26 protein-coding genes are annotated in these 23676 nt (G+C 57.3%); 13 read left to right on the plus strand and 13 right to left on the minus strand.

Going from position 1 to position 23676, the window contains the following annotated elements:
- Positions 1-30: 30 nt before the first annotated feature.
- The 5 genes from Q0802_RS14610 to Q0802_RS14630 form a co-directional block, all read right to left on the minus strand.
- Positions 31-1092 (minus strand): HesA/MoeB/ThiF family protein, encoded by a 1062-nt coding sequence (locus tag Q0802_RS14610; protein ID WP_298919530.1) that lies wholly within the window; start codon positions 1090-1092, stop codon positions 31-33.
- Positions 1092-1544, minus strand: a complete 453-nt coding sequence (gene dut, locus Q0802_RS14615) for a dUTP diphosphatase (RefSeq protein ID WP_298919531.1) — start codon at positions 1542-1544, stop codon at positions 1092-1094. Before dut ends, Q0802_RS14610 begins: the two co-directional genes overlap by 1 nt.
- Positions 1545-1571: 27 nt before the next feature.
- Positions 1572-2765, minus strand: a complete 1194-nt coding sequence (coaBC, locus tag Q0802_RS14620; protein WP_298919532.1) for a bifunctional phosphopantothenoylcysteine decarboxylase/phosphopantothenate--cysteine ligase CoaBC — start codon at positions 2763-2765, stop codon at positions 1572-1574.
- A gap of 72 nt (positions 2766-2837) precedes the next feature.
- The gene (locus tag Q0802_RS14625) at positions 2838-3614 is read right to left on the minus strand and encodes a ChaN family lipoprotein (protein WP_298919534.1); all 777 of its coding nucleotides are present in this window, start codon (positions 3612-3614) and stop codon (positions 2838-2840) included.
- Between the two features lie 44 nt (positions 3615-3658).
- Positions 3659-4537, minus strand: coding sequence for an RNA polymerase factor sigma-32 (locus Q0802_RS14630; protein WP_298919536.1), 879 nt, complete (start codon positions 4535-4537; stop codon positions 3659-3661).
- 19 nt (positions 4538-4556) lie between these two features.
- On the opposite strand from Q0802_RS14630, the gene cobU reads away from it, so the two are divergent.
- The 4 genes from cobU to Q0802_RS14650 all read left to right on the plus strand — a co-directional run bounded on the left by cobU (position 4557) and on the right by Q0802_RS14650 (position 8069).
- On the plus strand, positions 4557-5156 hold the full coding sequence (gene cobU, locus Q0802_RS14635) for a bifunctional adenosylcobinamide kinase/adenosylcobinamide-phosphate guanylyltransferase (RefSeq protein WP_366523330.1): 600 nt from the start codon (positions 4557-4559) through the stop codon (positions 5154-5156).
- The gene (locus tag Q0802_RS14640) at positions 5153-5734 is read left to right on the plus strand and encodes a histidine phosphatase family protein (RefSeq protein ID WP_298919538.1); all 582 of its coding nucleotides are present in this window, start codon (positions 5153-5155) and stop codon (positions 5732-5734) included. The genes cobU and Q0802_RS14640 overlap by 4 nt, the downstream gene beginning before the upstream one ends.
- A gap of 59 nt (positions 5735-5793) precedes the next feature.
- Positions 5794-6474 (plus strand): glutathione S-transferase, encoded by a 681-nt coding sequence (locus Q0802_RS14645; RefSeq protein WP_298919540.1) that lies wholly within the window; start codon positions 5794-5796, stop codon positions 6472-6474.
- Between the two features lie 80 nt (positions 6475-6554).
- Positions 6555-8069 carry a YifB family Mg chelatase-like AAA ATPase gene (locus Q0802_RS14650; protein WP_298919542.1) on the plus strand — a complete coding sequence of 505 codons (1515 nt, stop codon included), beginning with the start codon at positions 6555-6557 and terminating at the stop codon, positions 8067-8069.
- Here Q0802_RS14650 and gshB read toward each other — a convergent pair.
- The 3 genes from gshB to rsmI form a co-directional block, all read right to left on the minus strand.
- On the minus strand, positions 8066-9001 hold the full coding sequence (gene gshB / locus Q0802_RS14655; RefSeq protein WP_298919543.1) for a glutathione synthase: 936 nt from the start codon (positions 8999-9001) through the stop codon (positions 8066-8068). The genes Q0802_RS14650 and gshB overlap by 4 nt on opposite strands.
- 66 nt (positions 9002-9067) lie before the next feature.
- Complete coding sequence (locus tag Q0802_RS14660) at positions 9068-9448, minus strand: YraN family protein (RefSeq protein ID WP_298919545.1); 381 nt, start codon at positions 9446-9448, stop codon at positions 9068-9070.
- A gap of 3 nt (positions 9449-9451) precedes the next feature.
- Positions 9452-10309 (minus strand): 16S rRNA (cytidine(1402)-2'-O)-methyltransferase, encoded by an 858-nt coding sequence (gene rsmI, locus Q0802_RS14665; RefSeq protein WP_298919546.1) that lies wholly within the window; start codon positions 10307-10309, stop codon positions 9452-9454.
- A gap of 84 nt (positions 10310-10393) precedes the next feature.
- Here rsmI and Q0802_RS14670 point away from each other — a divergent pair, with 84 nt between their 5' ends.
- Genes Q0802_RS14670 through murJ form a run of 3 tightly spaced genes read left to right on the plus strand, consistent with a single transcriptional unit; the run spans position 10394 to position 15901 of the window.
- Positions 10394-11572: a penicillin-binding protein activator gene (locus Q0802_RS14670; protein ID WP_298919548.1), complete on the plus strand. Its 1179-nt coding sequence runs from the start codon at positions 10394-10396 to the stop codon at positions 11570-11572.
- A 10-nt stretch (positions 11573-11582) separates the two neighbouring features.
- Positions 11583-14360, plus strand: a complete 2778-nt coding sequence (locus tag Q0802_RS14675) for a [protein-PII] uridylyltransferase (protein ID WP_298919549.1) — start codon at positions 11583-11585, stop codon at positions 14358-14360.
- The gene (gene murJ, locus Q0802_RS14680) at positions 14357-15901 is read left to right on the plus strand and encodes a murein biosynthesis integral membrane protein MurJ (protein WP_298919550.1); all 1545 of its coding nucleotides are present in this window, start codon (positions 14357-14359) and stop codon (positions 15899-15901) included. The genes Q0802_RS14675 and murJ overlap by 4 nt, the downstream gene beginning before the upstream one ends.
- Positions 15902-15907: 6 nt before the next feature.
- Here the strand turns inward: murJ and Q0802_RS14685 are convergent, their stop codons facing one another.
- On the minus strand, positions 15908-16594 hold the full coding sequence (locus tag Q0802_RS14685) for a rhomboid family intramembrane serine protease (RefSeq protein WP_298919551.1): 687 nt from the start codon (positions 16592-16594) through the stop codon (positions 15908-15910).
- Between the two features lie 77 nt (positions 16595-16671).
- On the opposite strand from Q0802_RS14685, the gene trpS reads away from it, so the two are divergent.
- Complete coding sequence (trpS, locus tag Q0802_RS14690; RefSeq protein ID WP_298919552.1) at positions 16672-17688, plus strand: tryptophan--tRNA ligase; 1017 nt, start codon at positions 16672-16674, stop codon at positions 17686-17688.
- On the opposite strand, the gene Q0802_RS14695 is transcribed toward trpS, so the two are convergent.
- Positions 17685-18191 (minus strand): hypothetical protein, encoded by a 507-nt coding sequence (locus tag Q0802_RS14695; protein WP_298919553.1) that lies wholly within the window; start codon positions 18189-18191, stop codon positions 17685-17687. The two genes, trpS and Q0802_RS14695, sit on opposite strands and share 4 nt — an antisense overlap.
- A 220-nt stretch (positions 18192-18411) precedes the next feature.
- Between Q0802_RS14695 and Q0802_RS14700 the strand changes: the two genes are divergently transcribed.
- From Q0802_RS14700 to Q0802_RS14715, 4 genes are all read left to right on the plus strand, one after another.
- Complete coding sequence (locus Q0802_RS14700) at positions 18412-18891, plus strand: VOC family protein (protein ID WP_298919555.1); 480 nt, start codon at positions 18412-18414, stop codon at positions 18889-18891.
- Between the two features lie 84 nt (positions 18892-18975).
- Positions 18976-20076 (plus strand): class II histone deacetylase, encoded by a 1101-nt coding sequence (locus tag Q0802_RS14705; protein ID WP_298919557.1) that lies wholly within the window; start codon positions 18976-18978, stop codon positions 20074-20076.
- Between the two features lie 16 nt (positions 20077-20092).
- The gene (locus tag Q0802_RS14710) at positions 20093-20671 is read left to right on the plus strand and encodes a nitroreductase family protein (RefSeq protein WP_298919560.1); all 579 of its coding nucleotides are present in this window, start codon (positions 20093-20095) and stop codon (positions 20669-20671) included.
- The gene (locus Q0802_RS14715; RefSeq protein WP_298919562.1) at positions 20668-21369 is read left to right on the plus strand and encodes an EI24 domain-containing protein; all 702 of its coding nucleotides are present in this window, start codon (positions 20668-20670) and stop codon (positions 21367-21369) included. Before Q0802_RS14710 ends, Q0802_RS14715 begins: the two co-directional genes overlap by 4 nt.
- Here the strand turns inward: Q0802_RS14715 and Q0802_RS14720 are convergent.
- Both Q0802_RS14720 and mce read right to left on the minus strand, forming a co-directional pair.
- Positions 21323-21619 (minus strand): DUF1467 family protein, encoded by a 297-nt coding sequence (locus Q0802_RS14720; RefSeq protein ID WP_298919564.1) that lies wholly within the window; start codon positions 21617-21619, stop codon positions 21323-21325. The two genes, Q0802_RS14715 and Q0802_RS14720, sit on opposite strands and share 47 nt — an antisense overlap.
- Before the next feature lie 22 nt (positions 21620-21641).
- Complete coding sequence (gene mce / locus Q0802_RS14725; protein ID WP_298919566.1) at positions 21642-22046, minus strand: methylmalonyl-CoA epimerase; 405 nt, start codon at positions 22044-22046, stop codon at positions 21642-21644.
- A 162-nt stretch (positions 22047-22208) separates the two neighbouring features.
- Here mce and Q0802_RS14730 point away from each other — a divergent pair, with 162 nt between their 5' ends.
- The gene (locus Q0802_RS14730) at positions 22209-22928 is read left to right on the plus strand and encodes a response regulator (RefSeq protein ID WP_298919568.1); all 720 of its coding nucleotides are present in this window, start codon (positions 22209-22211) and stop codon (positions 22926-22928) included.
- Here the strand turns inward: Q0802_RS14730 and Q0802_RS14735 are convergent.
- A complete protein-coding gene (locus Q0802_RS14735) occupies positions 22917-23642 on the minus strand; it encodes a GNAT family protein (protein WP_298919570.1) in 726 nt (241 codons plus the stop codon). The genes Q0802_RS14730 and Q0802_RS14735 overlap by 12 nt on opposite strands.
- Between the last annotated feature and the right edge of the window lie 34 nt (positions 23643-23676).

A 23676-nucleotide genomic window follows, 5' to 3' on the forward strand; every position in this document is an offset into this window, starting at 1 on the left:
CACAACCACCCCCCTTGTTCTTTTCCAGCGTCAGCCCGTTCCTGCTTGCGCGATCCCGCAGGTCGGGCAGTCTTCCCGGCGCGCGACTGAAATGGTCCGGCTTTCACCGTAAAGCGCGTCGTATATGACCATCTGTCCGCGCAGGGCCGCACCCGCGCCAGTGATAATCTTGAGAGCTTCAGCGGCCATCATCGCCCCAATGACGCCGGGCAAGGGGCTCAGAACACCCGCCTCCGCGCAGGATGGTGCCAAATGGGGGGCCGGTGCTTGCGGGAAAATACAACGATAGCAAGGCGCGCCATTTGCCGGATCGAGCACACTGAGCTGTCCTTCCCACTGGCTGAGCGCGCCGGAGATAAGTGGGATTTTGCGCGCCACCGCGACGCTGTTGGTCAGATATCGCGTCTCAAAATTATCGGTTCCATCCAAGACAAGATCATAATCTGCAAAGAGCTCGGCCGCGATGTCTTTGGTCAAACGCCGGTGATAGGGACGTATGGTCACGTGAGGATTTTGCGCGATCATCTCTGATTGGGCGGAGAACACTTTGGGCGTCCCGATCGCCGCATCTTTGTGGATGACCTGACGTTGCAGGTTCGCGTTCTCAACCACATCGTCATCAATCACGCCAATTGTACCTACCCCGGCAGCTGCCAGATATTGCAAGGCGGGCGCGCCCAGACCCCCTGCGCCGACCACCAGAACGCGAGCCTCTTTGATCTTTTTTTGCCCCGGGCCGCCGATTTCACGCAGGACGAAATGGCGGGCGTAACGATTGAGTTCCGTATCGCTGAAAGCAGGCTTGGGGCCGTCGGTCTGGGGCGGTACCTGGGCCGCATCCGCCTTTGTGCGGAGAGCTTTTAGAACCCGCCGATAAACCAGCACTATGACTGCAAAGCCTCCAATAAGAAGCCAGGGTGCGGCGCTGCCACCTGTCGCGAGACGCAGCGCGTTACCGGTGGGTAACGTGAGTTGAATGATCAAAACTCCTACGTAAAGAACCGCGAGCATCATCAACCGTGTTGAACGGGGGGCGCCCATGAGCGCGCCGAGCCCCCAAAGCGTTGCCGCCATGATCAGGACTAACAGCATCAATCGCCTCCGGTTGAGCCAAATCCACCGACCCCGCGCGCCGTCTCGCTAAGCTGTTGAGATATTTCAAATCGACCGCGAACAACCGGAGCAACAACCAGTTGCGCAATACGCATGCCATGGGTCACAACAAATGCACCCTCACCCGCGTTCAACAGGATCACGCCAACGGGTCCACGATAATCGCTGTCAATTGTGCCCGGGCTATTGACCAACATGATGCCATGCTTCAACGCAAGCCCGGAACGAGGGCGCACCTGAACCTCATACCCCTCCGGAATTTCAATCTGGAAACCCGTAGGAACCAACGCCCGCGCACCCGGCTGTAATGTCACCGCACCATGGAGCAGATTTGCGCGTACATCTGCGCCAGCAGCTCCCGCCGTCTGATAGGTGGGTAGCGGCACCTCGCGGTCCGCCCCGTCGACCCAGGTCACTTTGATCTGAACCAAAATATCACCCTCTGCCACAGGTAAAAATCACGCCAATGCCTGTGCGATGCGTTCTGCCAACCGCCTGGCGACATCGGTCTTTGGCATGGTAGGCCAGTTCTCGACACCATTTTCATCAATCAGCATTACCGTATTTTCAGAGCCCCCCATGACCCCACTGCCGGTCGAGACATCATTGGCCACGATCCAGTCACAGCCTTTACGCTTCCACTTCGCGACGGCGTTATCAGCAACATCGTTGGTCTCTGCGGCAAATCCAATCACCAGCTTCGGGCGGTTCTCTTCAAGATGCGACACCTCTTTGAGAATGTCCGGGTTCTCTGCAAACTCAAGGCGCGGCACACCATCCTTGGATTTCTTGAGCTTTCGCTCGCTTGCACCCGCCACGCGCCAATCCGCCACCGCGGCGGCGAAAATACCAGCTTCCACAGGTAAAGCGGCGTGTACCGCCGTGAGCATTTCCTGGGCAGTCTGTACGGAAACGACTTGTGCACCTTCCGGCGGAGAGACTTCAGCCGGCCCAGTCACGAAAATCACCTCTGCGCCGAGTGCAATCAACCCACGAGCAATTGCGGTTCCCTGCGCGCCCGATGATCTGTTCGCGATATAGCGAACCGGGTCGATGGGCTCATGGGTTGGACCGGAGGTTACGAGAATGCGCTTGCCTGAAAGGGGTCCATCGGTCAGATGCGCCTCAATCGACGCGATGATTTCCATGGGCTCGGCCATCCGCCCCGGACCGAATTCACCGCAAGCCATGTCCCCCTCATTGGGTCCAACCACCTGTGCGCCATCACGCCGCAAGGTCTCTAGGTTGCGTTGCGTTGCGGCGTGCTGCCACATGCGCACATTCATCGCGGGCGCGATCATGACCGGCGTGTCGGTTGCCAGAAGCAACGTGCTTGCCAGATCGTTCGCTACGCCGCTTGTCATCTTCGCCATCAAATCCGCCGTGGCGGGCGCAACAACGATCAGATCAGCAACGCGGCTGAGTTGGATATGACCCATTTCCGCTTCGTCCGTCAGGTCAAAGAGATCACGGAAGACTTTGCGCCCTGCCAAAGCCGATACAGACAGTGGCGTGACAAACGCTTCTCCGGCGTTGGTAAGCACCGGTGTGACAACTGCCCCCCGTTCGCGCAGCCGACGGATCAGGTCGAGCGATTTGAAGGCGGCGATACCGCCACCGATGATCAATAAAATATGTTTTCCGGTCAGCATTTTGCGCCCTTGTCCGGGGTGAACTTTTCCAGACCATAAGCCGCCAACAAACCGATCACCAGCCCCAGAAGCTCAGTTGAAGGCATCACATGGATTGCCCCGATCCACCGAAGGTCCGTCCACGATCATGTCAAAAACACCATCCGGATCAGTCTCTGCCTCACCCTGCCCCAGCGAAAAAATCTCTATGTCCGGGTCAGAAAACGCCAGCAAAAAAGGCGCACCCCAATCGGTTCGGGCATGACCATTGCCCGTTATCACCACAACGGGTCCGCCCGTCTGTGATAGCGCCTTGCTAGACGCGCGCGCCAAAACAGCATCTCGCAGGCGTTGGATGGATACCATGGTTGGAAGAAACTCCTCCGGCAACGCCTCGCAATGGGCAATGCGCTGTATCTGTTCGCGTTGCATTTGCTCAACCTCAGACAAAGCCTTGTCTATTCCGAACCGGATCGCGTCTTCCGCCCCGAATGCCACGTCCAATGGCGCAGTCATCAGATTGCGCACTTCGTCACGAGGCACACCTGCCCCGTAGATTCTGGCCAGAGGTGCCGCCTCGAAAATCGGATAGTACATCGCAAAATCCGGCCAGCCCGAAGTCTCCCATGCCAGCGCGGATTTCAGGGCAGCCTCATCCTGGCGATTGTCCTCCGTGACGGCCTCAGCTTGCAAAGGTGTGAGCATCTCGAAGACCAGAGCTCTGGGCTCCAGCGCTTCGACCCAGCGGGCTTGCAGTTGGTGATGACTGGGATTGTCGTGCTGTTCGCCGATAAAAACCACATCGGCATCACGCGCAGCCTGCGGCGGCGGCGGAATAATGTCTTCTGACCAAACAGAAGATGCAGTCAAAACGACTGATCCGGCAATAATCAGAAGCGGAATAATGGACGTGTTCACATCAGGAAGTGATGCACTTCGCGCGATTGCGTTTCAAGTGATTTGCGCATTTTCCCAAAGGCTGCCGCCTCAAGCTGCCGGACGCGTTCCTTGCTGAGAGACAACTCCTGCCCCAGGCTTTCCAGCGTGCGCGGTTGATCCCGAAGCTTGCGCTCCCGCACGATGAACCGCTCCCGCTCGTTCAGATCGTTCATTGCTTTCAGCAACCAGGCGCGCAGTTGTTCGGTGTCGTGCTGGTGTTCGACGGTTTCTGCCGCCTGGACACTGTCATCTTCCAAGGCATCAATCCACTCGCGACCCTCATCTTCTGTCGATTGCGTCGCGTTCAGTGAGTAATCCGAACCGGACAAGCGCCCCTCCATCATCTCGACATCGTGCAGGGGAACACCGATCTCTGATGAAATCATCTGGCGCAGCTGATGGCGGTCCAGCGTCTCGCCCACCGCAGCACTCTCACGTTCGAGGCGGGCCTGTACGCGACGCATGTTGAAGAAGAGAGATTTCTGTGAAGACGTCGAACCGGTCCGAACCATCGACCAATTGCGCATCACGTAGTCCTGGATAGAGGCTTTGATCCACCATACGGCATAGGTAGAGAAACGAACGCCGCGGTCCGGATCGAATTTATCGGCCGCTTTCATCAGACCCAGACCTGCTTCCTGGATCAGATCGTTCATGGGCGCACCGTACCGCTTGAACTTTGAGGCCATTGAGATCGCGAGCCGCATGTAGGCCGTGATCAGTCGGTGAAGGGATTTTTCACATCGATCGTCGCGCCAGGCATAGGCCAGTCGCAACTCTGTTTCCGCGTCCAACAATTCAGCCTTCATCGCTTTCCGCGAGAGCGACATATCTCTTACTGTATCCAAAGCCATAGCGACATCTCCCAGTCAGATGAAGCACACCTTGCCGTGTACAATTGATATAGATACGCACAATGCAGACGATTGGTTCACCGCAAAGGTTTATAAAATGTTGCCAAAATTGAGCTTCGTACTAGGGGGTGCGGCCTCGGGTAAATCGGTTTGGGCCGAAAACCTTTTGTTAAGCAGTCGTTTAGCTCCCGTTTACATTGCGACATCAAGAATATTTGATGACGAAGTAAAAATGCGGGTCGAGGTGCATAAATCGCGCAGAAGTGACAATTGGCTCAATTTTGAGGCAGATTTGAATCTTTCTCCCACCTTGTCCCTATTGGAATCAGATCAAGCCGTTTTGGTGGATTGTGCAACCATGTGGTTAACCAATCAAATGATCGATGAACGCGATTTGGATGCCGCACAATCCGATCTTTTGACTGCACTCGCCGGGTCGCCTGCGCCTGTTGTTATCGTCTCAAATGAAGTTGGTCATGGGATTGTACCAGACAACACGTTGGCCCGAAAATTTCGAGAGGCGCAAGGAAGGCTCAACATCGCCCTGGCCGCTCAGGCAGACACCGCTGTCATGATCACGGCGGGATTACCGAGCGTATTGAAGGGACGTCTGCCATGACAACCTGGCATTGGGTTCGACATGGTCCGACCCATGAGAAAGCCTTTGTCGGCTGGCGTGATGTTCCAGCGGATTTGTCGGATGCCGATCAGATCGCCCGGTTACGCGCCTATCTGCCGCAGAACGCCCTGCTGATCTCCTCGGACCTGATACGTGCCGTACAGACCGCGGACGCCATTGCCGGCAGCCGTCACACGCGCCTGTCGCACGACCGCGGATTGAGGGAGATGAACTTTGGTGTCTGGGACGGAATGCACTTCAAGGACGTCGCCGAGCGGGACCCTGACCTCAGCCGCGCCTTTTGGGAAATGCCCGGTGATGTGCGACCGCCCGAAGGCGAAAGCTGGAACATGACGGCAGAGCGCGTTGCGTCAACTGTGCTGCGGCTCACGGATGCCCACACCGCACAGCATATTGTTGCCGTTGCGCATATTGGTGTCATCCTCACCCAGATCCAGCGCGCGCTGAAAATCACACCGGAAAAGGCAATTGCACAGAAGATCGATAATCTTTCCGTCACCCGTATCACGTTGACGACAGAGGGCGCGCGCGTCTTCGAGATCAATCACCTTCCGTGATCGGGCAGCGCACAGATCACAATTTGTCTAACTTGGTGCTGCACGACTAGGGTGCACCCATGACTTATGATCTGTATATCGGTGATCGTACTTTCTCGAGTTGGTCCTTGCGTGGCTGGCTGATGCTGGAGAAATTCGGCCTCTCATTTCGCTCTCACATGGTCGGGCTTTACAGCGGCACCATGACATCTGATCTGGCGAACTTGGCACCAGCGCGCCTTGTTCCCGTTCTGAAAACAGCTGACGGCCTTGTGGTGGGAGAAACCATGGCAATGGCAGAAACGCTGGCAGAGCGGCATCCTGACAAGGCGATGTGGCCAACCGACCCGACCCAACGCGCACGCGCCCGATGGCTCTGCGCGGAGATGGCGTCAGGCTTCTTTGCACTGCGGGAGGCCTGCCCTATGCAGCTGCAGCATGTGAACGAGGGTTTTGAGGCATCAGAGGCAGTTCTTGCTGATCTTGATCGTATTGAAGAGCTGTGGGCCGGAGCGCGCAGCTTGTCAGATGCGGAAGCTGGCTGGATATTCGGCGACTACTCGCTGGCTGATGTTTTTTATGCCCCTGTCGCGGCCCGGATCATCGGGTACGATCTACCCGTTTCGGATCAGGCGCGCGACTACTGCATGCAAGTCATCCGCGATCAGGTATTTCAAAGATGGCGCGCTGAGGGTCTAAAAAAGACTTACGATCCTTTCCCCTATCCCAAAACGGCACAAACGCGCGCCTGGCCAGTCTGATCCAGAACACGGGTCAGAGTTAACCTTTCATCAACCCCCGTAAAGTACCGATTAACCATATCGATCCAAAGGGGGGTATCGTGGTATCTTTGGCCCATTCGGTTGCTTTTCGGGGGGTGGAAGCCTGCCTTGTCGAAGTGCAATGTTCATTGTCTCCGGGTTTACCCGGCTTCAGTATCGTTGGCCTGCCCGACAAGGCCGTATCCGAAGCAAAAGAACGGGTACGCGCAGCGCTGGCTTGCATGGCCATCGCTTTCCCGTCCAAGAAAGTCACCATCAATCTCAGCCCCGCGGACCTGCCCAAGGAAGGCAGCCACTTTGACCTTCCCATTGCCGTCTCCCTTCTGGCCGCTCTGGAGATAATCCCAAAAGACGTCACCCAATCCGTGATCGCTCTGGGAGAGCTTTCTCTTGATGGCAAAATCGTACCTGTCACCGGCGCGCTGCCTGCCGCGATGACGGCAGCGAGCGAAGGGTTTAACTTGCTATGTCCCGAGGAATGCGGGCGCGAAGCCGCTTGGGTAAGTGATGCACGTGTTACCGCCGCCAAATCGCTGGGCGATGTCGTGCGTCATTTCACCGGCCAGGTACCGATCGCACAGGCGCGTCCCGGTGAAATTGCCCCCACGCCCCAGACCATGGATTTGTCAGAAGTTAAAGGACAGGAGCGTGCTAAAAGAGCGCTGGAGATTGCCGCGGCTGGCCGTCATCATCTGATTTTTGTGGGCACACCAGGTTCCGGAAAATCCATGCTGGCCCAACGATTGCCAGGAATATTACCGCCCATGACCGCGATGGAAGCGCTTGAGACCTCCATGATCCATTCGATCGCCGGCCTGCTGGATGAAGGCGGCATTACCCGCGACCGGCCCTTCCGTGATCCGCATCACACCTCATCCATGGCAGCGATCATCGGCGGCGGCAGGCTGGCAAAACCTGGTGAAGTTTCCCTGGCCCATAATGGCGTTCTCTTCATGGACGAATTTCCCGAATATCAGCGCAACGTTCTGGAAACCCTGCGCCAACCGCTGGAGACCGCGGAAGTCATGATCTCGCGGGCAAATGCGCATGTGAAATATCCCTGCCGCTTCATGTTGGTTGCCGCCGCAAACCCGTGCAAATGTGGATATCTCTCCGATCCAGAAAGAGCCTGTGCGCGGGTGCCGATCTGCGGAGAAGACTACCTCGGACGCATTTCAGGCCCGCTTATGGACCGCTTCGATCTGCGGATCGACGTGCCACCCGTGGCCTATACGGATCTCGATTTACCTTCGAACGGAGAAAAATCCGCGACCATCGCCGCGCGCGTAGCCGCAGCCCAGGCGGTGCAGCACAACCGCTTCGCACATCACGCAGACATGCGCACAAATGCCGATGCCGCAGGCGAGGCTCTTGAAGAAATAGCAAGGCCAGACGCCGGAGGGCGCGCGCTACTCTTGCGAGCGGCAGAGCGTTTCAAGCTTTCCGCGCGCGGCTACCACCGGGTGATGCGCGTTGCGCGCACTATTGCCGATCTGGATCAATCCGAACACGTGCGCAGCCCGCACGTCGCAGAAGCCGTCAGCTTTCGTCTTGCCAGTCCGGCAGAGGCTTAACCTCTGCGGAGCTCGATCGCCTCCCAGATTTTCGCGGCAATATTCACGCCATCAAAACGTTCCAGTTCCTGAATGCCGGTGGGCGACGTGACGTTGATTTCTGTCAGGTAGTCACCGATAACATCAATACCCACAAAAACCTGTCCCTTTTCCTTCAGCAACGGGCCAATAGCGGCACAAATCTCCAGATCGCGTTCCGTCATGCCAATTTTTTCTGGCCGACCGCCAACATGCATGTTCGAGCGGGTCTCGCCCGCTGCTGGCACCCGGTTGATTGCGCCCACCGCTTCACCGTCCACAAGAATGATGCGTTTGTCGCCTTTCGACACATCGGGAAGGAACTTCTGCACGATCAAAGGCTCGCGCGAAAAACCGGTGAAGAGCTCATGCAATGAACTCAGATTGCGATCATTCGCGTCCAGACGGAAAACCCCGGCACCGCCGTTGCCATAAAGTGGTTTGAGAATAATATCTCCGTGCTTTTCCTTGAAGGCCTTTATGGTGGAGAGATCGCGCGCAATGCTGGTGGGTGGCGTCAGATCCGGATAATCGAGGACCAGCAGCTTTTCCGGATAGTTTCTTACCCAAAACGGGTCGTTCACCACCAGCGTTCCCGGTGTCAGACGATCTAGAAGATGGGTTGAGGTGATGTAGTGCATGTCAAACGGTGGATCCTGACGCAACCAGATGACATCGAAATCCGCGAGATCGACTTCGCGGGCATGGCCCAGTTGAGCATGCTCGCCCTGGACGCGTTGCACGCGCAAATCGTGCCCGCGCGCAGTAATCCGTCCTTCCTGATAGGCCAGGTGATCCGGCGTATAGTAGAAAAGATCATGCCCCCTCGCCTGCGCTTCCTCCGCAAGGCGGAACGAGCTGTCCGCATTGATGTCTACGTTGGTGATCGGGTCCATCTGAAAGGCAATTTTCATAGCCACTCCTGCGTTGCTGCCCCTTACATGGCGCAGCATCCCCTAAGGTGCAATGCCCTCACAATCTCATGATGCATCAAATGCGTTCGGGATGATCTGAACTGACCCCACGCTGTCAACCAATGCCGCGTCAAAGCGAGCTTCGGTCAGTAGTCCTGCGGGCTGAGTACTCAGATATTGCTCTGCCGAGACCGTGATACGCTTAATTTGAGAGGCCACGATATGGGATGCCGCGGCTGCGAAACTCTTGCTTTTCTTGACCTCAATGAACACCACCACGCCGTCTTTGCGCGCAATGAGATCGATTTCGCCGCCTTCTCCCCGCCACCGCTTTTCCAGAATGGCAAATCCCCGGTGCTCATAGGCTGCTGCCGCAATCTCCTCAGCGGCACTACCTGCATGAAAAGCCATTTGACCCATTGCAACGCGCGCATTTCTTGCCGCCATGCTTCATCCTTTTGATAGCTCCAAAGCCAGTTGATAGACTTGGCGACGGGGCAATTTGTGCGCTTTAGAGACCATATCGACGGCATCCCGCATCGACATCCCTTCCAACGCGCCTTCCAGATCACCCCTTAAGTTATCTTCGCTAATGGTTTCCGAACGGTTACGGTCAATCAGGACCACAACCTCGCCCTTTGGGGCGTTACCCGCATAAGCTTCGGCTAGTTCCCGGAGTGTTCCACGCCTGATCTCTTCGAATTTCTTGGTCAGTTCACGGCACACGGCGGCGGAACGCGTAGCGCCGAGCGTAGCTTGCGCATCCTCCAGCATCGCTGCCAGCCGCTTTGGGCTCTCATAGAATACTAACGTGCCGGGAACGTCTCGCAGGGTTTCCAGCGCGCTACGACGAGCGGCTTTGGCATTTGGCAAAAAACCAGCGAAGTGAAAGGCATCTGTTGGCAAGCCAGCCAGAACAAGCGCAGTCAAAATCGCAGAGGGGCCCGGTGCACAGGTCAGCATATGCCCTGCCTGACCAACCGCCCGGCTCAATTCGAAACCCGGGTCGGCAATCAGGGGCATTCCGGCCTCCGAGGCATAGGCAACAGAACGTCCCTCTTCAATGGCTCGGATCAGGCGCTCAGTGACCCCCGCCCCACTGTGATCGTGCAACGCAACCAAGGGACGACCGGCCAGCGGCACCCCGTGAATATCCATCAATCGCCGCAAACTGCGTGTATCCTCGGCGGCCAGCACATCGGCAGAGGCCAAGACATCAAGGGCGCGCAGCGTAATGTCCCGCGCGGTACCGATAGGGACGCCAATAAAGTAGAGACCTGCGCTCAAAGCCACCTTTTGGAAATTCAAAGCTGGACCCGCCTTTCGTGACGTTTATGATTGCTCCAAATCCGCGCATCCGCGCGAACACCCTGACTGCTGGAGTACCCGCATATGTTTGCCGTTTTCCCATTCGCCCGCAAGGTCTTGCGCGCCGCCCTGTTACCCCTTGTTGCGCTGGCCGTTGCAGCGTGCGATCAGGTTCCCGGTGGCTTCGGGATCGGGCCCAGCATCAACACGGGCGAAGCTGTGCCAGTGGCTTTGCTTGTACCTAGCGGATCCGGACAGACCGGCGATGCGATTTTGGCACAAAGCCTTGAAAATGCGGCAAGACTGGCAATGCGGGATCTAAATGGCGCGACCATTGACTTGCGTGTTTATCAAACGGCGGGCGATGCCGGAACGGCCGCTGCACGCGCCGAACAGGCCATTGATGAAGGCGCAAAGATCATCCTCGGGCCGGTTTATGCTGCTTCCGCAAATGCGGTTGGCAACGCCGTATCCGGGAAAGGTGTCAGCGTTCTGTCATTTTCCAACAACGCCGCGATTGCTGGCGGGAATGTTTTCATCCTTGGCCAGACCTTTCAAAACACGGCAAATCGAATGGTGGGCCACGCACGCGCTCAGGGAAAAGAGCGGTTTGTGGTGGTTTATGGGCAGGATGATGCCGGCGCCCAGGGTCGCGACGCAATCGCCAATGCGGTCAATGCGCAAGGTGCCTCGGTTGTAGGCTCCGTTGGCTACGCGCTATCGCAGCAAGACGTGATCGCAGCCATCCCGCAAATCAAGTCTGCCGTGCAAAGCAATGCCGCAGACGCTGTTTTCATGACAACCGACACGGCGACAGCGCTTCCGCTTCTGTCACAATTGCTGCCCGAAGCCGGGGTTACAACCGCGACATCACAATTCATCGGCCTCACGCGCTGGGATATTCCACCCCAGACACTCAGCCTGCCGGGCGTGCAGGGCGGATGGTTCGCGGTCCCCGACCCTTCTGCAACCGCCAATTTCAGCGCGCAGTACCAAGGCGCCTATGGCAGCCTGCCTCACCCCATCGGGGGCCTCGCCTTTGATGGCATTGCAGCGATCGGCGCGCTGGTCAGCCAAGGGCAGTCGGATGCCCTGACTGGAGGGGCACTGACACAAGGCGCCGGGTTCCGGGGTGCCAGCGGCATTTTCCGTTTGCGTCCTGACGGCACGAACGAGCGCGGACTTGCGGTGGCTACCATTTCGGACGCTCAGGTCGTCATACTCAGCCCGGCACCGCAATCGTTTGGCGGCGCGGGTTTCTAAGGCTTCAGAAATGGCCCTTTCAGTTCAGCAGATTGATGTGCCCACGGTGGGCGATTTGATCTGTGCGTCCGAACAGATTTTTGACACGCAGGCATTCAACCGCGACCTCACGGCGGCCTTGCAGAAAGCGTCCACGCCTGCCGACATTCGTTCGCAGGCCGTGAAAATTCTGAAAGCTCAGCAAAAAAAGGGGCGTGCTGAGATCGCAGAGGCTTTTCAGAACCATCCCTTCGAAGCGCGACCGATGACGCGTGCCTATACCTATCTGACCGATTGTTTGGTGAAATCTGCGCTGCATGTGGCGCAAGAGGTGTTGCATCCGAAACCCAACCCGACGGCCAGCGAGCATCTCGCCGTGATCGCTGTGGGCGGCTATGGCCGCGGAGAGATGGCCCCATTTTCAGATGTCGATCTGTTGTTTCTGACGCCTTACAAGATCACCGCCTGGGCCGAGAGCGTGATCGAATCCATGCTCTACATCCTGTGGGACCTGAAACTCAAGGTCGGACATGCCAGCCGAACCGTTGCAGAATGCCTGCGTTTGGGAGCCGAAGATTTCACCATCCGCACGGCCATGCTGGAACACCGCTATCTGGCGGGCGATGAAGCGCTGACCCAGGATCTCGCCGACCGTCTGCGCACGGAGCTGTTTTCAGGATCCGGGCGGGAATTTGTCGAAGCGAAACTGAACGAGCGTGAAGCCCGGCACATCAAGCACGGTCAGCGCTATGTGGTTGAGCCGAATGTCAAGGAAGGCAAGGGCGGATTGCGTGACCTGCAATCGCTCTACTGGATCGCCAAGTACATTCACAGCGTCAAAGATGCTGCTGATCTGGTGGGTCTGGATGTCTTCACCGCCGATGAATACCGTGGGTTTGTCGCCGCAGAAAATTTTCTGTGGGCGGTGCGTGGACATCTTCACCTGATCAATAACCGCGCGTCGGAGCAGCTGACATTCGACATGCAGGTCATGGTGGCCGAGGCCATGGGCTATGAAGACGCGCGGGGCCGTCGCGGCGTGGAAATCTTCATGCAGCACTTCTTCCTGCATGCAACCGAGGTGGGTGATCTGACCCGCATCTTCCTGACGAAACTGGAAGCTGATCACGTCAAGGCGGAACCCATTCTGGAACGGATATTCCGGCGGCGTCCAAAGGTTCGGGATGGGTTTAAAGTCATGCGTAACCGCATTGCGCTGAAAGATGACCAATCCTTCCTTTCCGACAAACTAAATCTCCTGCGGCTCTTCGAGGAAGCGTTGCGCACGGGCATGCTGATCCACCCCGATGCGATGCGGTTGGTCAAATCCAATCTACACCTGATCGACGACGATGTCCGAGCGGCCCCCGAAGCACGGCGCATATTCTTCGATCTTCTGCTCAAACACGGCAACCCGGAACGGGCGTTGCGCCGGATGAATGAGCTGGGCGTGCTGTCTGCCTTTTTGCCGGAGTTCGAGCATATTGTCGCGATGATGCAATTCAACATGTATCACAGCTACACGGTGGATGAGCACATCATCCAGTGTATCGCGAACCTGGCCCAGATCGAACGGGGAGAGCTGGAAGAAGACCTGCCCGTTGCCTCCTCGATCCTGAAGCGCGGCGTGGATCGCAAGGTTCTCTACACCGCTCTGCTCATTCACGACATCGGAAAAGGACGCCCGGAAGATCACTCCATTCTGGGCGCGCAGATGGCACGGAAAATTGCGCCACGACTCGGGCTGTCGAAAACGGATACGGATACCGTCGAATGGCTGGTGCGCTACCATCTGCTGATGTCCGACATGGCGCAGAAACGTGATATCGCCGACCCGCGCACAGTGCGCGATTTTGCCAAGGCGGTGCAAACCGTGAAACGGCTCGATTTGCTCTGTGTGCTGACGGTCTGCGATATTCGCGGTGTGGGACCGAATACTTGGAACAACTGGAAAGCCGTCCTGATCCGCGCGTTATACCGTCAGACCCGGCGCGCGCTTGAAACCGGTCTGGAAGACCTCAACCGCGAAAACCGCGGCGCGGAGGCCAAACGCGCGCTGCGCGAGGCCCTCAGCGACTGGCCCCGCAAGGACCTGCAAAAAGAAACCTCACGACACTATGACCCGTATTGGCAGGCGCTGCACGTAACGGCGCATGTGGTCTTTGCGCAGATGCTAAGGGATGTGAAAGACGATGAAATCCTGATTGACCTGCATCCCGATGACGACCGGGATGCCACCCGTGTGTGCTTTGTGATGGCCGATCACCCGGGGATTTTTGCGCGGCTTGCCGGGGCGCTGGCGCTGGTCGGGGCGAACGTTGTGGACGCGCGCAGTTACACGACCAAGGACGGCATGGTAACCGACGCCTATTGGATACAAGACAGCGACGGCAACCCCTATGATGCCGCACGCCTGCCACGACTGCGCCAGATGATCGAAAAGACGCTTGGCGGTGAAGTTGTCGCGCGCGAAGCCTTCAAATCCCGCGACAAGATCAAGAAACGCGAACGCGCCTTCAAGGTGCCGACCCACATCACTTTCGACAATGACGGCTCCGAAATCTATACGATCATCGAAGTGGATACCCGCGACCGTCCGGGCCTGCTGTATGATCTTGCCCGCACATTGGCCGCGGCGAACGTTTATATCGCAAATGCAGTCATTGCGACCTACGGCGAACAGGTGGTCGACACCTTCTACGTGAAGGACATGTTCGGCCTCAAATACTATTCTCAGAGCAAACAGCGCACGTTGGAGAAAAAACTCCGCCAGGCCATTGACGAAGGCGTTGAAAGGGCCAGCGCGTGAAGCCCATCCGCCTGATGTCCGGCTTTTTCACCGTTGGCGGCTGGACCCTGATGAGTCGTATTCTGGGCTTTGTGCGGGACGCCATGATCCTGGCGTATCTGGGCACAGGGCCGCTGTATCAGGCCTATGTCGTGGCCTTCAGATTGCCCAACATGTTTCGCCGTTTCTTTGCCGAGGGCGCTTTCAACATGGCCTTTGTGCCGATGTTCTCCAAGCGCTTGGAAAGCGGCGACAACCCCGATGGTTTCGCCTCTGACGCTTTTGCAGGGCTGGCCAGCATCCTGATTGTATTGACGCTGATTGCCATGGCCGCCATGCCATGGCTGATCTACGCGCTGGCCTCTGGTTTTGCCGGACAGGAGCAATTTGGTCTTTCCGTCGAATTCGGGCGCGTCGCCTTTCCCTATGTTCTGTTCATCTCGCTGGCGGCTTTGCTGTCGGGCATGTTGAATGCCGCTGGCAGGTTCGCAGCGGCGGCAGCGGCACCCGTTCTGCTCAACATCCTGCTGATCTCCGCCATGGCGACTGCCGCCTATCTTGGCGGGGATATCGCGCGCGCACTTATCTGGGCCATTCCCGTTGCTGGTGTCCTGCAATTGGCGCTGCTCTGGCATGCAGCCAAACGCGCAGGGTTTTCGATCATGCCGAGGCGGCCCCGTCTGACACCGGACATGCGACGGTTGATCAAGGTCGCCATTCCGGCGGCTCTGGCAGGTGGGGTCGTACAGATCAACCTGCTGGTCGGACAACAGGTGGCCAGCTATTTCGACAAGGCCGTCGGATGGCTCTTTGCAGCGGATCGGCTTTATCAACTTCCCTTGGGCGTTGTGGGCATCGCAGTTGGCGTCGTGCTGCTGCCCGATCTTTCGCGCCGCCTTCAGGCTAAGGACGATACAGGGGCCAAACTGGCCTTGAGCCGGGCTGCCGAAATATCCCTCGCGCTGACGATCCCGGCCGCCGTGGCGCTGGTCGTGGTGCCTTTCCCGCTGGTGTCCGTATTGTTCGAACGCGGGGCCGCAACAGTTGATGACACGGCGGCCATCGCCACCGCCGTTGCCATTTACGGGCTGGGGCTTCCTGCATTCGTGTTGCAAAAGATACTGCAGCCCCTGTTTTTTGCACGCGAGGATACGCGCCGACCCTTTCACTACGCGGTTGTGTCCATGGTGGTGAACGCAGCGGTCGCCATCGGGCTTGCACCTTTCATTGGCTGGATTGCGCCTGCCATCGCAACGACCCTGGCCGCCTGGCTGATGGTTGCTCTGCTGCGCACAGGTGCCGCCGTATACGGCGATGTAGCGCGCTTCGACACGCGATTTCGCCAACGCATATGGCGTCTGGTCCTGGCTTCCGGCCTAATGGGCATTGCTCTTTGGTTCAGCAATGTTGCCTTGAGCCCGTTTCTAGGCCTGCCCTGGTGGCGGGCTCTGGCGCTGACCGCCCTCATTGCGATCGGCATGATCAGCTATTTCGGAATTGCGCATATAATCGGGGCGATCAAACTCTCCGAAATCAAGGGGGCGTTTCGGCGCTCTGCCTGATGTCTCCTAGTTGCGCCGCAAGACTGCCAGGACACGCGCAATGCCACCGGGCACCAAAACCGCTGAGGCCGCGAAACCGAATACAAAGCCGAAAAGATCGGCCAGCCATCCGTTGCCCACATCAAAAAACACACCCCAGATCAATTGCAGACCCATCAGCATCGCAATGAGGCTGAATGCGCGCAATTGCTCCTCACCGCGCGCCGCGAGGCTTTGCCACATCACAAAGGAATACCCGCCGATCAGGCCGTAGGCAGAGGGAAACCCACCGACGAGCCATTCCGGATCATTCAGTAAAAGCGCGTAGACCAAGGCACCGAAAACTCCGCTCCCGAAGAAGAGGATAAGGACCGCGATTTGCCCCATGATTTCGCCAACCAGTTTGCCCAATGCCAGCAGAAAGACAGCCGCAAACAGCGTGCCGGTAAAACTGGTGTGCACAAATGGGTAGGTGAGGAAACGTATCATGTGTTCGGGCAACCAGCGCCCATTGCTCACCATCCAGTCGAAAATATCGCCGGAAAATCCGTAGGTTTGAATGGCGGCCAGACGCCATCCCACCGCTTCGGGCCCGCCGATCAGACCTTGTGCGCCCAGACTGAATGCCGCTTCCGGCAGGGCCACGGCCAGAAAGAGGACAACAACGACAGGCGGCAGTGGATTGACCGGAGGCGCTTCTTTGTGGTCGTGCATGGGCTCATTCCTTGACGATACTCCGGCCCATGGGTAAGCCAGCGCAAATTGCATTTCCAGCCCGAATGGAGCCTGACATGACCACTTCGACTTTTACGCCACGTGTCTTTTCCGGCATTCAGCCGTCGGGCGGGCTGACACTTGGCAACTATCTGGGCGCAATCAAACGATTTGTCAAAATGCAGGATGAGGGCATGCCGACCGTCTACTGCATGGTGGATCTGCATGCTGTGACGGTCTGGCAAGACCCGACCGACCTGCTTCGGAACACGCGCGAACTGGCCGCAGGTTTCATAGCCAGCGGCATCAGCCCGGAAAAGTCGATCCTCATCAACCAGAGCCAGGTGCCCGAGCATGCGCAACTGGGATGGATATTCTCCTGCGTGGCACGCATGGGCTGGATGCAGCGGATGACCCAGTTCAAGGACAAGGCGGGCAAGAACACGCAGAATGTCTCGCTTGGTCTTTTTGGCTACCCTGCGCTGATGGCCGCGGATATTCTGATCTATCATGCCACCCATGTGCCTGTAGGCGACGATCAGAAACAGCATCTGGAGTTGACGCGCGATATCGCGGCCAAGTTCAACCACGACTACGGCGTTAACTTCTTTCCGCTGACCGAACCGGTCATTGAGGGCGCCGCGACGCGGGTAATGTCCTTGCGCGACGGATCCAAGAAGATGTCAAAATCCGACCCATCGGATGCATCTCGGATCAATATGACAGATGACGCGGACACAATTGCCAAGAAAATTCGCAAGGCAAAAACCGACCCCGATGCCTTGCCGTCTGAAGTTGACGGTCTCGCGGAACGACCTGAAGCCCGCAACCTGGTGAACATCTTCGCAGCGCTGAACGATCAGACAGTCGAGCAGGTTTTAAGCGAGGTCGGCGGCCAGCAATTCGGTACTTTCAAGCCGCTATTGGCCGAACTGGCGGTCTCAAAGCTTTCTCCTATTTCGACGGAAATGGCCCGATTGATGTCCGAGCCTGACGAGATCGATCGCATCCTGGGACGCGGGGCCGCCCAGGCGCGCGAGATCACGGTGCCAATTCTGGAAAAAACCTATGAAATCATGGGGATGGTGCGCTAGGCTTTGTGAAAAAGGTCGGACAGTATGCCAATACTGCTGCTCGCCTCGATTTCTTGTTGCCAGGTGCGCGCTTGCGCGACCGTTGCTGCGGAAAGACGCTCCTTTGCGTCCGATATCGCGATACTTCCCGCCGTGAAATATGCAATGCTGAACGAAAAACAGCCATTTGCGAAGGTCAGGTAGAGCACCGAAATGAAGTGGTTTTCTTCAGGAGCGAACAAACCGCTGAGAAAAAAGGTGATCGAGAGAACCATAAAGAAGAGGCTGATCAGACCAATTGTCCACTTTCTTGAAACGCCAAACGTCGGCCTCAAAATCTGAACAGGGTTTTCGGCATATTGCCCATAATGCCGCCAAAAACCCACTGCGGCGCCGATGATGCCGGCACCCACGATGAAGAAAAATTTTGGCCACAACACCGCCAGAGACAGCACCAAAGCCAGACAAAGTGACAAGTATCCCGTGTGAGTGGAATGCGTGACTTTTGTTACCAGATCAGCCAATCTGGGGAATTTTCCGAAGCGTGACATGGTGTTACCTCCCCGTAACAATAAAAATCATATCACGAGCAGCGAAAATTCTCTTAGATTCTTCCCGCAAAGGGCGAGTTTTCGCCGATCGTGATTTTTTAGTGACGCACAGGGGATGCGCGGTTTCGTAGCTGGCGACACGGCCCGTCGACCCCTATGTGGGGACAAATGCAGAAACTCGAGGGGATCAAAAATGGATAATGCCATACAGGCTTCGGTTGGTCACATTCATCTGAAAGTGGCCGATCTGGATCGCGCAATCCAGTTTTACCGGGATGTTTTGGGGTTTGATCTGACCCAGAGATATGGCGACGCCGCAGCGTTTCTGGGAGCTGGCGGCTATCACCATCACATCGGGCTAAACACCTGGGACAGCGCGGGCGCGACGCCTCCGCCCAAGGGTCACACCGGACTTTATCACGCGGCTTTTCTTTATCCCGATCGCAAGAGCCTCGCGAGCGTTTTAAAACGGGTCCTGGACGCCGGCCTCTCCTTGGATGGCGCTGCAGACCATGGCGTGAGTGAGGCTGTGTATCTCAAGGACCCTGACGGAAACGGTATTGAACTCTACCGCGATCGCGCTCCGAATGCCTGGCCTCGCGACAGCGATGGAGAACTTGCAATGGTAAACGAGCCATTGGATGTGGCGGCCTTGCTCAAGGAGGCCGACTAACCGCTTTGGCGCACAGGGTTGGATGCATGGACAATTCCAATCCATTGGGTCAGATTCCGATCAACTGAATACAGAGAGAAAACGATGGCGACAGGCTTTTTCTGGGATGAGAAGTGCTTTTGGCATGCCGGGGGCAACTACGCCTACACGCTCCCTCTTGGCGGCCATGTTCAGCCTTTGGCCGCGGGCGGTCTACCTGAAAACCCCGAGACAAAGAGACGTCTCAAGAACCTGATGGATGTAACGGGGCTTTCGTCCGATCTCGACATGCGCTCCGCAACCATGGCCAGCCGTGAAGATTTGTTGCGGGTGCATCCGGAAGGCTATCTGGATGAGTTCAAGCGCTTGTCTGACGCGGGAGGCGGGGAACTGGGGCGTCGCACGCCCTTTGCTGCCGGAGGATATGAAATTGCCGCTCTCTCCGCAGGGCTTGCCGTGGCTGCCGTTGATGCGGTGATGACAGGCGCGCTCGACAATGCCTATGCGCTGTCACGTCCCCCCGGCCACCATTGTCTGCCGGATTTCCCAAACGGCTTTTGTCTTCTGGCGAATATCGCCATCGCCATTGAGCACGCGCAATCAAAAGGCATGGCGCAACGTGTTGCCGTTCTGGATTGGGATGTGCATCACGGCAATGGCACAGAAGCGATCTACTATGATCGTGAAGACGTATTGACCATTTCGCTGCACCAGGAAGGAAACTATCCACTCGATACCGGTGCAATCGCCGACAAGGGGCGTGGCGCAGGCGAAGGGTTCAACATCAACCTGCCCTTGCCTGCGGGAGCTGGTCACACCGCCTATCTGCATGCGATGGACACAATCGTACTGCCCCGGATCGCTGCGTTCCAACCCGACATTATTATTGTTGCCTGCGGCTTTGACGCCAGCGCTATTGACCCCCTGGCACGGATGTTGGCCACGGCGGACACGTTTCGCCAGATGACATTGCGCATCAAGCAAATCGCGGAGGAGAATTGCGGTGGCCGTCTGGTGCTTGTTCACGAGGGCGGTTACTCTGAGGTCTATGTGCCGTTTTGCGGCCACGCGACGCTAGAGGCTCTCTCTGGCAGCGAAATCACCGCCCCTGACCCTCTCGGCCCAGCCCTCGACGTTCGACAGCCAGGTCCACGGTTTGACGCCTTTCTCAAAGGTGAAATCGACTACCTCGCTCAACAACTCTAACCGCTGGATTCCCTTAATGCCCAAACCAAACCCCGACGCCCTTGACTTCTTGTTGACCAGACGATCACGCCCGGCCAAGACATTAAAAGGCCCGGTGCCAACAGCAGACGCATTGAAACCTCTGCTGTTGGCCGCGGCGCGCACCCCTGATCATGGCAAACTGGAACCCTGGCGCTTTATCGTCGTGGAAAAACCCGCAATGGCCAGACTGGCCGGGATCGCGGAAACCCGTGGAAAAGCGCTGGGGTTGGACGCCGATCAGATCACTAAGGGCCGCACACAATTCGATCAGGGCCACCTAGCTATTGCCGTCATCGAAGTTCAGAAACCCTCCGAGAAAATTCCAGCGCTTGAGCAGACCTATTCCGCGGGTGCCGTTTGCCTGGCGCTGCTGAACGCAGCCCTTGCGTCCGGTTGGGGGGCCAATTGGCTCAGCGGCTGGCCAAGCCATGACCGCCCCTTTATGCAACAAGCGCTCGGTCTGGAACCTCATGAACGTATCGCAGGCTTCATCCATATTGGCACGGAAACAACCGCCCCACCTGAACGGCCCCGCCCGGATCTCGACAGCATCACCACCTGGATAAGCGTATGATCTTGAAAGCCTTTTTCGCTGCCTTGGGCCAATTGCCAGACCCGCGTTTCAGGCGGGTACTACTGCTTGGGGTCGCACTGACCCTTGCCTTGCTTATTGCTGTTTCCGCTGGCTTTGTCTGGCTTTTGTCGGGGCTGGTAGGTGACCAAACGACACTGCCGTTCATTGGTGACGTGCGCTGGCTCAATGACCTGGTGGGCTGGGGGTCAGCATTTGTGCTGGCAATACTCTCGGTCTTTTTGATGGTTCCGGTGGCCTCTGCGATCACCTCCATGTTCCTCGACACCGTGGCCCAGGCGGTCGAGGACGAGCATTACCCCCATCTGCCAAAAGCGAGCGCTGTCCCCATTGGCGATGCCATTCGTGATACGGTGAATTTCCTGGGGGTATTGATTGGTGCCAACCTGCTGGCCTTGATCCTGTATTTGATCTTTGCACCCGCCGCGCCGTTGATTTTCTGGGGCCTGAACGGATTTCTGCTCGGTCGTGAATACTTCATGCTTGCTGCCATGCGCCGCGTTGGTCGCACCGAAGCCAAAGCCCTGCGATCCCGTCACATGGCGACAATCTGGACTGCTGGCGTGTTGATGGCCATTCCCTTGTCAGTGCCGCTTCTGAATCTGGTGATCCCGATATTGGGTGCGGCAACCTTTACCCACCTGTTCCACTTGACTCAACTGAAGGAGCGCCGCGGTTAAACCAGTCCAGATCGCGCACGGTGATCACCTCAAAAACGATGATCGAGGCGATGATCGCCCATAGTATCAGGCTGATCGCGGTAGTGATCCATGCCTTTTTGCGCAGGTTATGAACTTCTGGCGCCCCTGCGTGGGTACCGGGCACGACCTCACCTAGATCACCCTGCGTTTGCACCCGAATGGGCAAGACAACCAGAAACGTCATTGCCCAGATGACCGCGAATAAGACAAGTGCGGATGTTATCCCCATTGGGGCATCTCCTTTTCAAAGGTCAAACCTGTTCCAATTCGACGAGGCATCCGTTGAAATCCTTGGGGTGCAGAAAGAGGACGGGCTTGCCATGCGCGCCAATCTTCGGCTCACCAGACCCCAGTACCCGCGCGCCGGTTGCCAACAAGTGATCACGGGCAGCCAGGATATCATCGACCTCGTAGCAGATATGGTGGATACCACCAGCGGGGTTCTTGTCCAGAAACCCCTGAATGGGACTTGCATCACCCAGCGGATAAAGAAGTTCGACCTTTGTGTTTGGCAGCTCAATAAATATGACCGTCACGCCGTGATCGGGCTCATCCTGCGGCGCGCCAACCTGGGCGCCAAGGGCGGACCGGTATTGTTCGGCTGCGGCGTCAAGATCAGGCACCGCAATGGCAACATGGTTCAAACGGCCGATCATGGGGCGTGCTCCAACGCTATTTTTACTGAGCGAGTTTATGCGGTGATGCCACAGCTTATGCAAGTGACGGACCGCCGCAGGCAGGCCTGCTTGGCCATTAACGCGCTGTTAGCCATATATGCGCCATGCTGAGTCGAAACCCGAGTCACCCTGGAGGCGATTATGGACAAGAACGACCCTTTTGCTGCGACAATACCCGCGCCCACGGCCACACGCCCGTTGCTTGGATTGACGGTACTTGTGATCGAAGACAGCCGTTTTGCCTGCGAAGCGATGAGGCTGTTGTGCTTGCGCAGCGGCGCGCGGATCAGACGCGCAGATTGTCTGCGATCGGCCCGTCGCCACCTGCAGGTCTACCGCCCTTCCGTTGTTATTGTCGATCTCGGTCTCCCTGACGGGAACGGCGTGGATTTGATCACCGAGTTGACCCAATCCGAACCACGCGTTGACGTGGTTTTGGGCACTTCCGGTGATACAACCGGGCAAGAGCTGGCCCTACAGGCTGGCGCTGACGGGTTTCTTGAAAAGCCGATCACATCCCTTGCAGCGTTCCAGCAGGCCGTTTTGTCCAATCTTCCAGCAGATCGCCAGCCTGTCGGGTTGCGGGAACTTTCTGACGAAGTGATACACCCTGACCGCATGGCCTTTCAGGATGACATGGCACATATCGCCGATGTTCTGGAAGACCCACCTGATGATCGTGCACTTGATTATGTGGCTCAATTCCTCGGGGGCGTTGCAAGATCCGCACAAGATCACGGATTAGAGAAGGCCGCTGCCGCCTTGGCGAAAAAGCGCGCGGCAGGTGAACCGGCCGGCTCCGAAACGGCAGCCATAGCGGGTCTCATTCAAGAGCGGCTGACACAGAAGCTAGCCATCTGACACCGGCAAAAGTGCCGGGTCACTTGCAACGCGCACCAGCTGCGTCAAGTCACCCAGGCGCTCCCGCTGCCGACCATCAGTGTCAAAGTTTGATGGGGCGAGCCAGGCTTCGAACGCGGATTTCAGGGCTGGCCATTCGGCATCAATGATCGCAAACCATGCAGTGTCGCGATTGCGGCCTTTGACAACTGTGGCTTGACGAAAAACGCCTTCAAAACTGAACCCATATCTCTGTGCGGCCCGGCGTGAACCCAGATTGAGTGCGTTGCATTTCCATTCGTAGCGCCGATACCCGTTTGCGAACGCCCACTCCATCATCAGGTACATCGCCTCTGTCGCAGCGCGTGTGCGCTGCAGCGAAGGGCTGTAATTGATGTGGCCCACCTCGATCGAGCCATTTTGCGGATCAATCCTGAGATAGCTCGCAACCCCCTCCCAGTTTCCGCTTTCCAGATTGCGAACGGCGTAAAACAGCGTCGAAGGATACCCTCCCGCTTCCCTGACCCAGCGGTGGTACAGCGCTGAGGATGAAAACGGGCCATAGGGCAGATAGTCCCATACCTGATCCTCACCCTCGTAGGCCCGGTACAGCAAGGCGGCATGTGCGTCCGCATCCAGACGCTCAAGCTCTGCGTATGAACCCTTCAGGGGAGCGCCTTCCGGGGCGGGTGGCACAGACCAATTGGGTACGGGAAAACCCAAAGCGGGTTTCATATCGTCAGAACCTTGCATGTCGAGAGGTTAGACT

It is taken from the genome of uncultured Roseobacter sp. (genome assembly GCF_947495275.1).
Classification (GTDB): Bacteria; Pseudomonadota; Alphaproteobacteria; order Rhodobacterales; family Rhodobacteraceae; genus Roseobacter.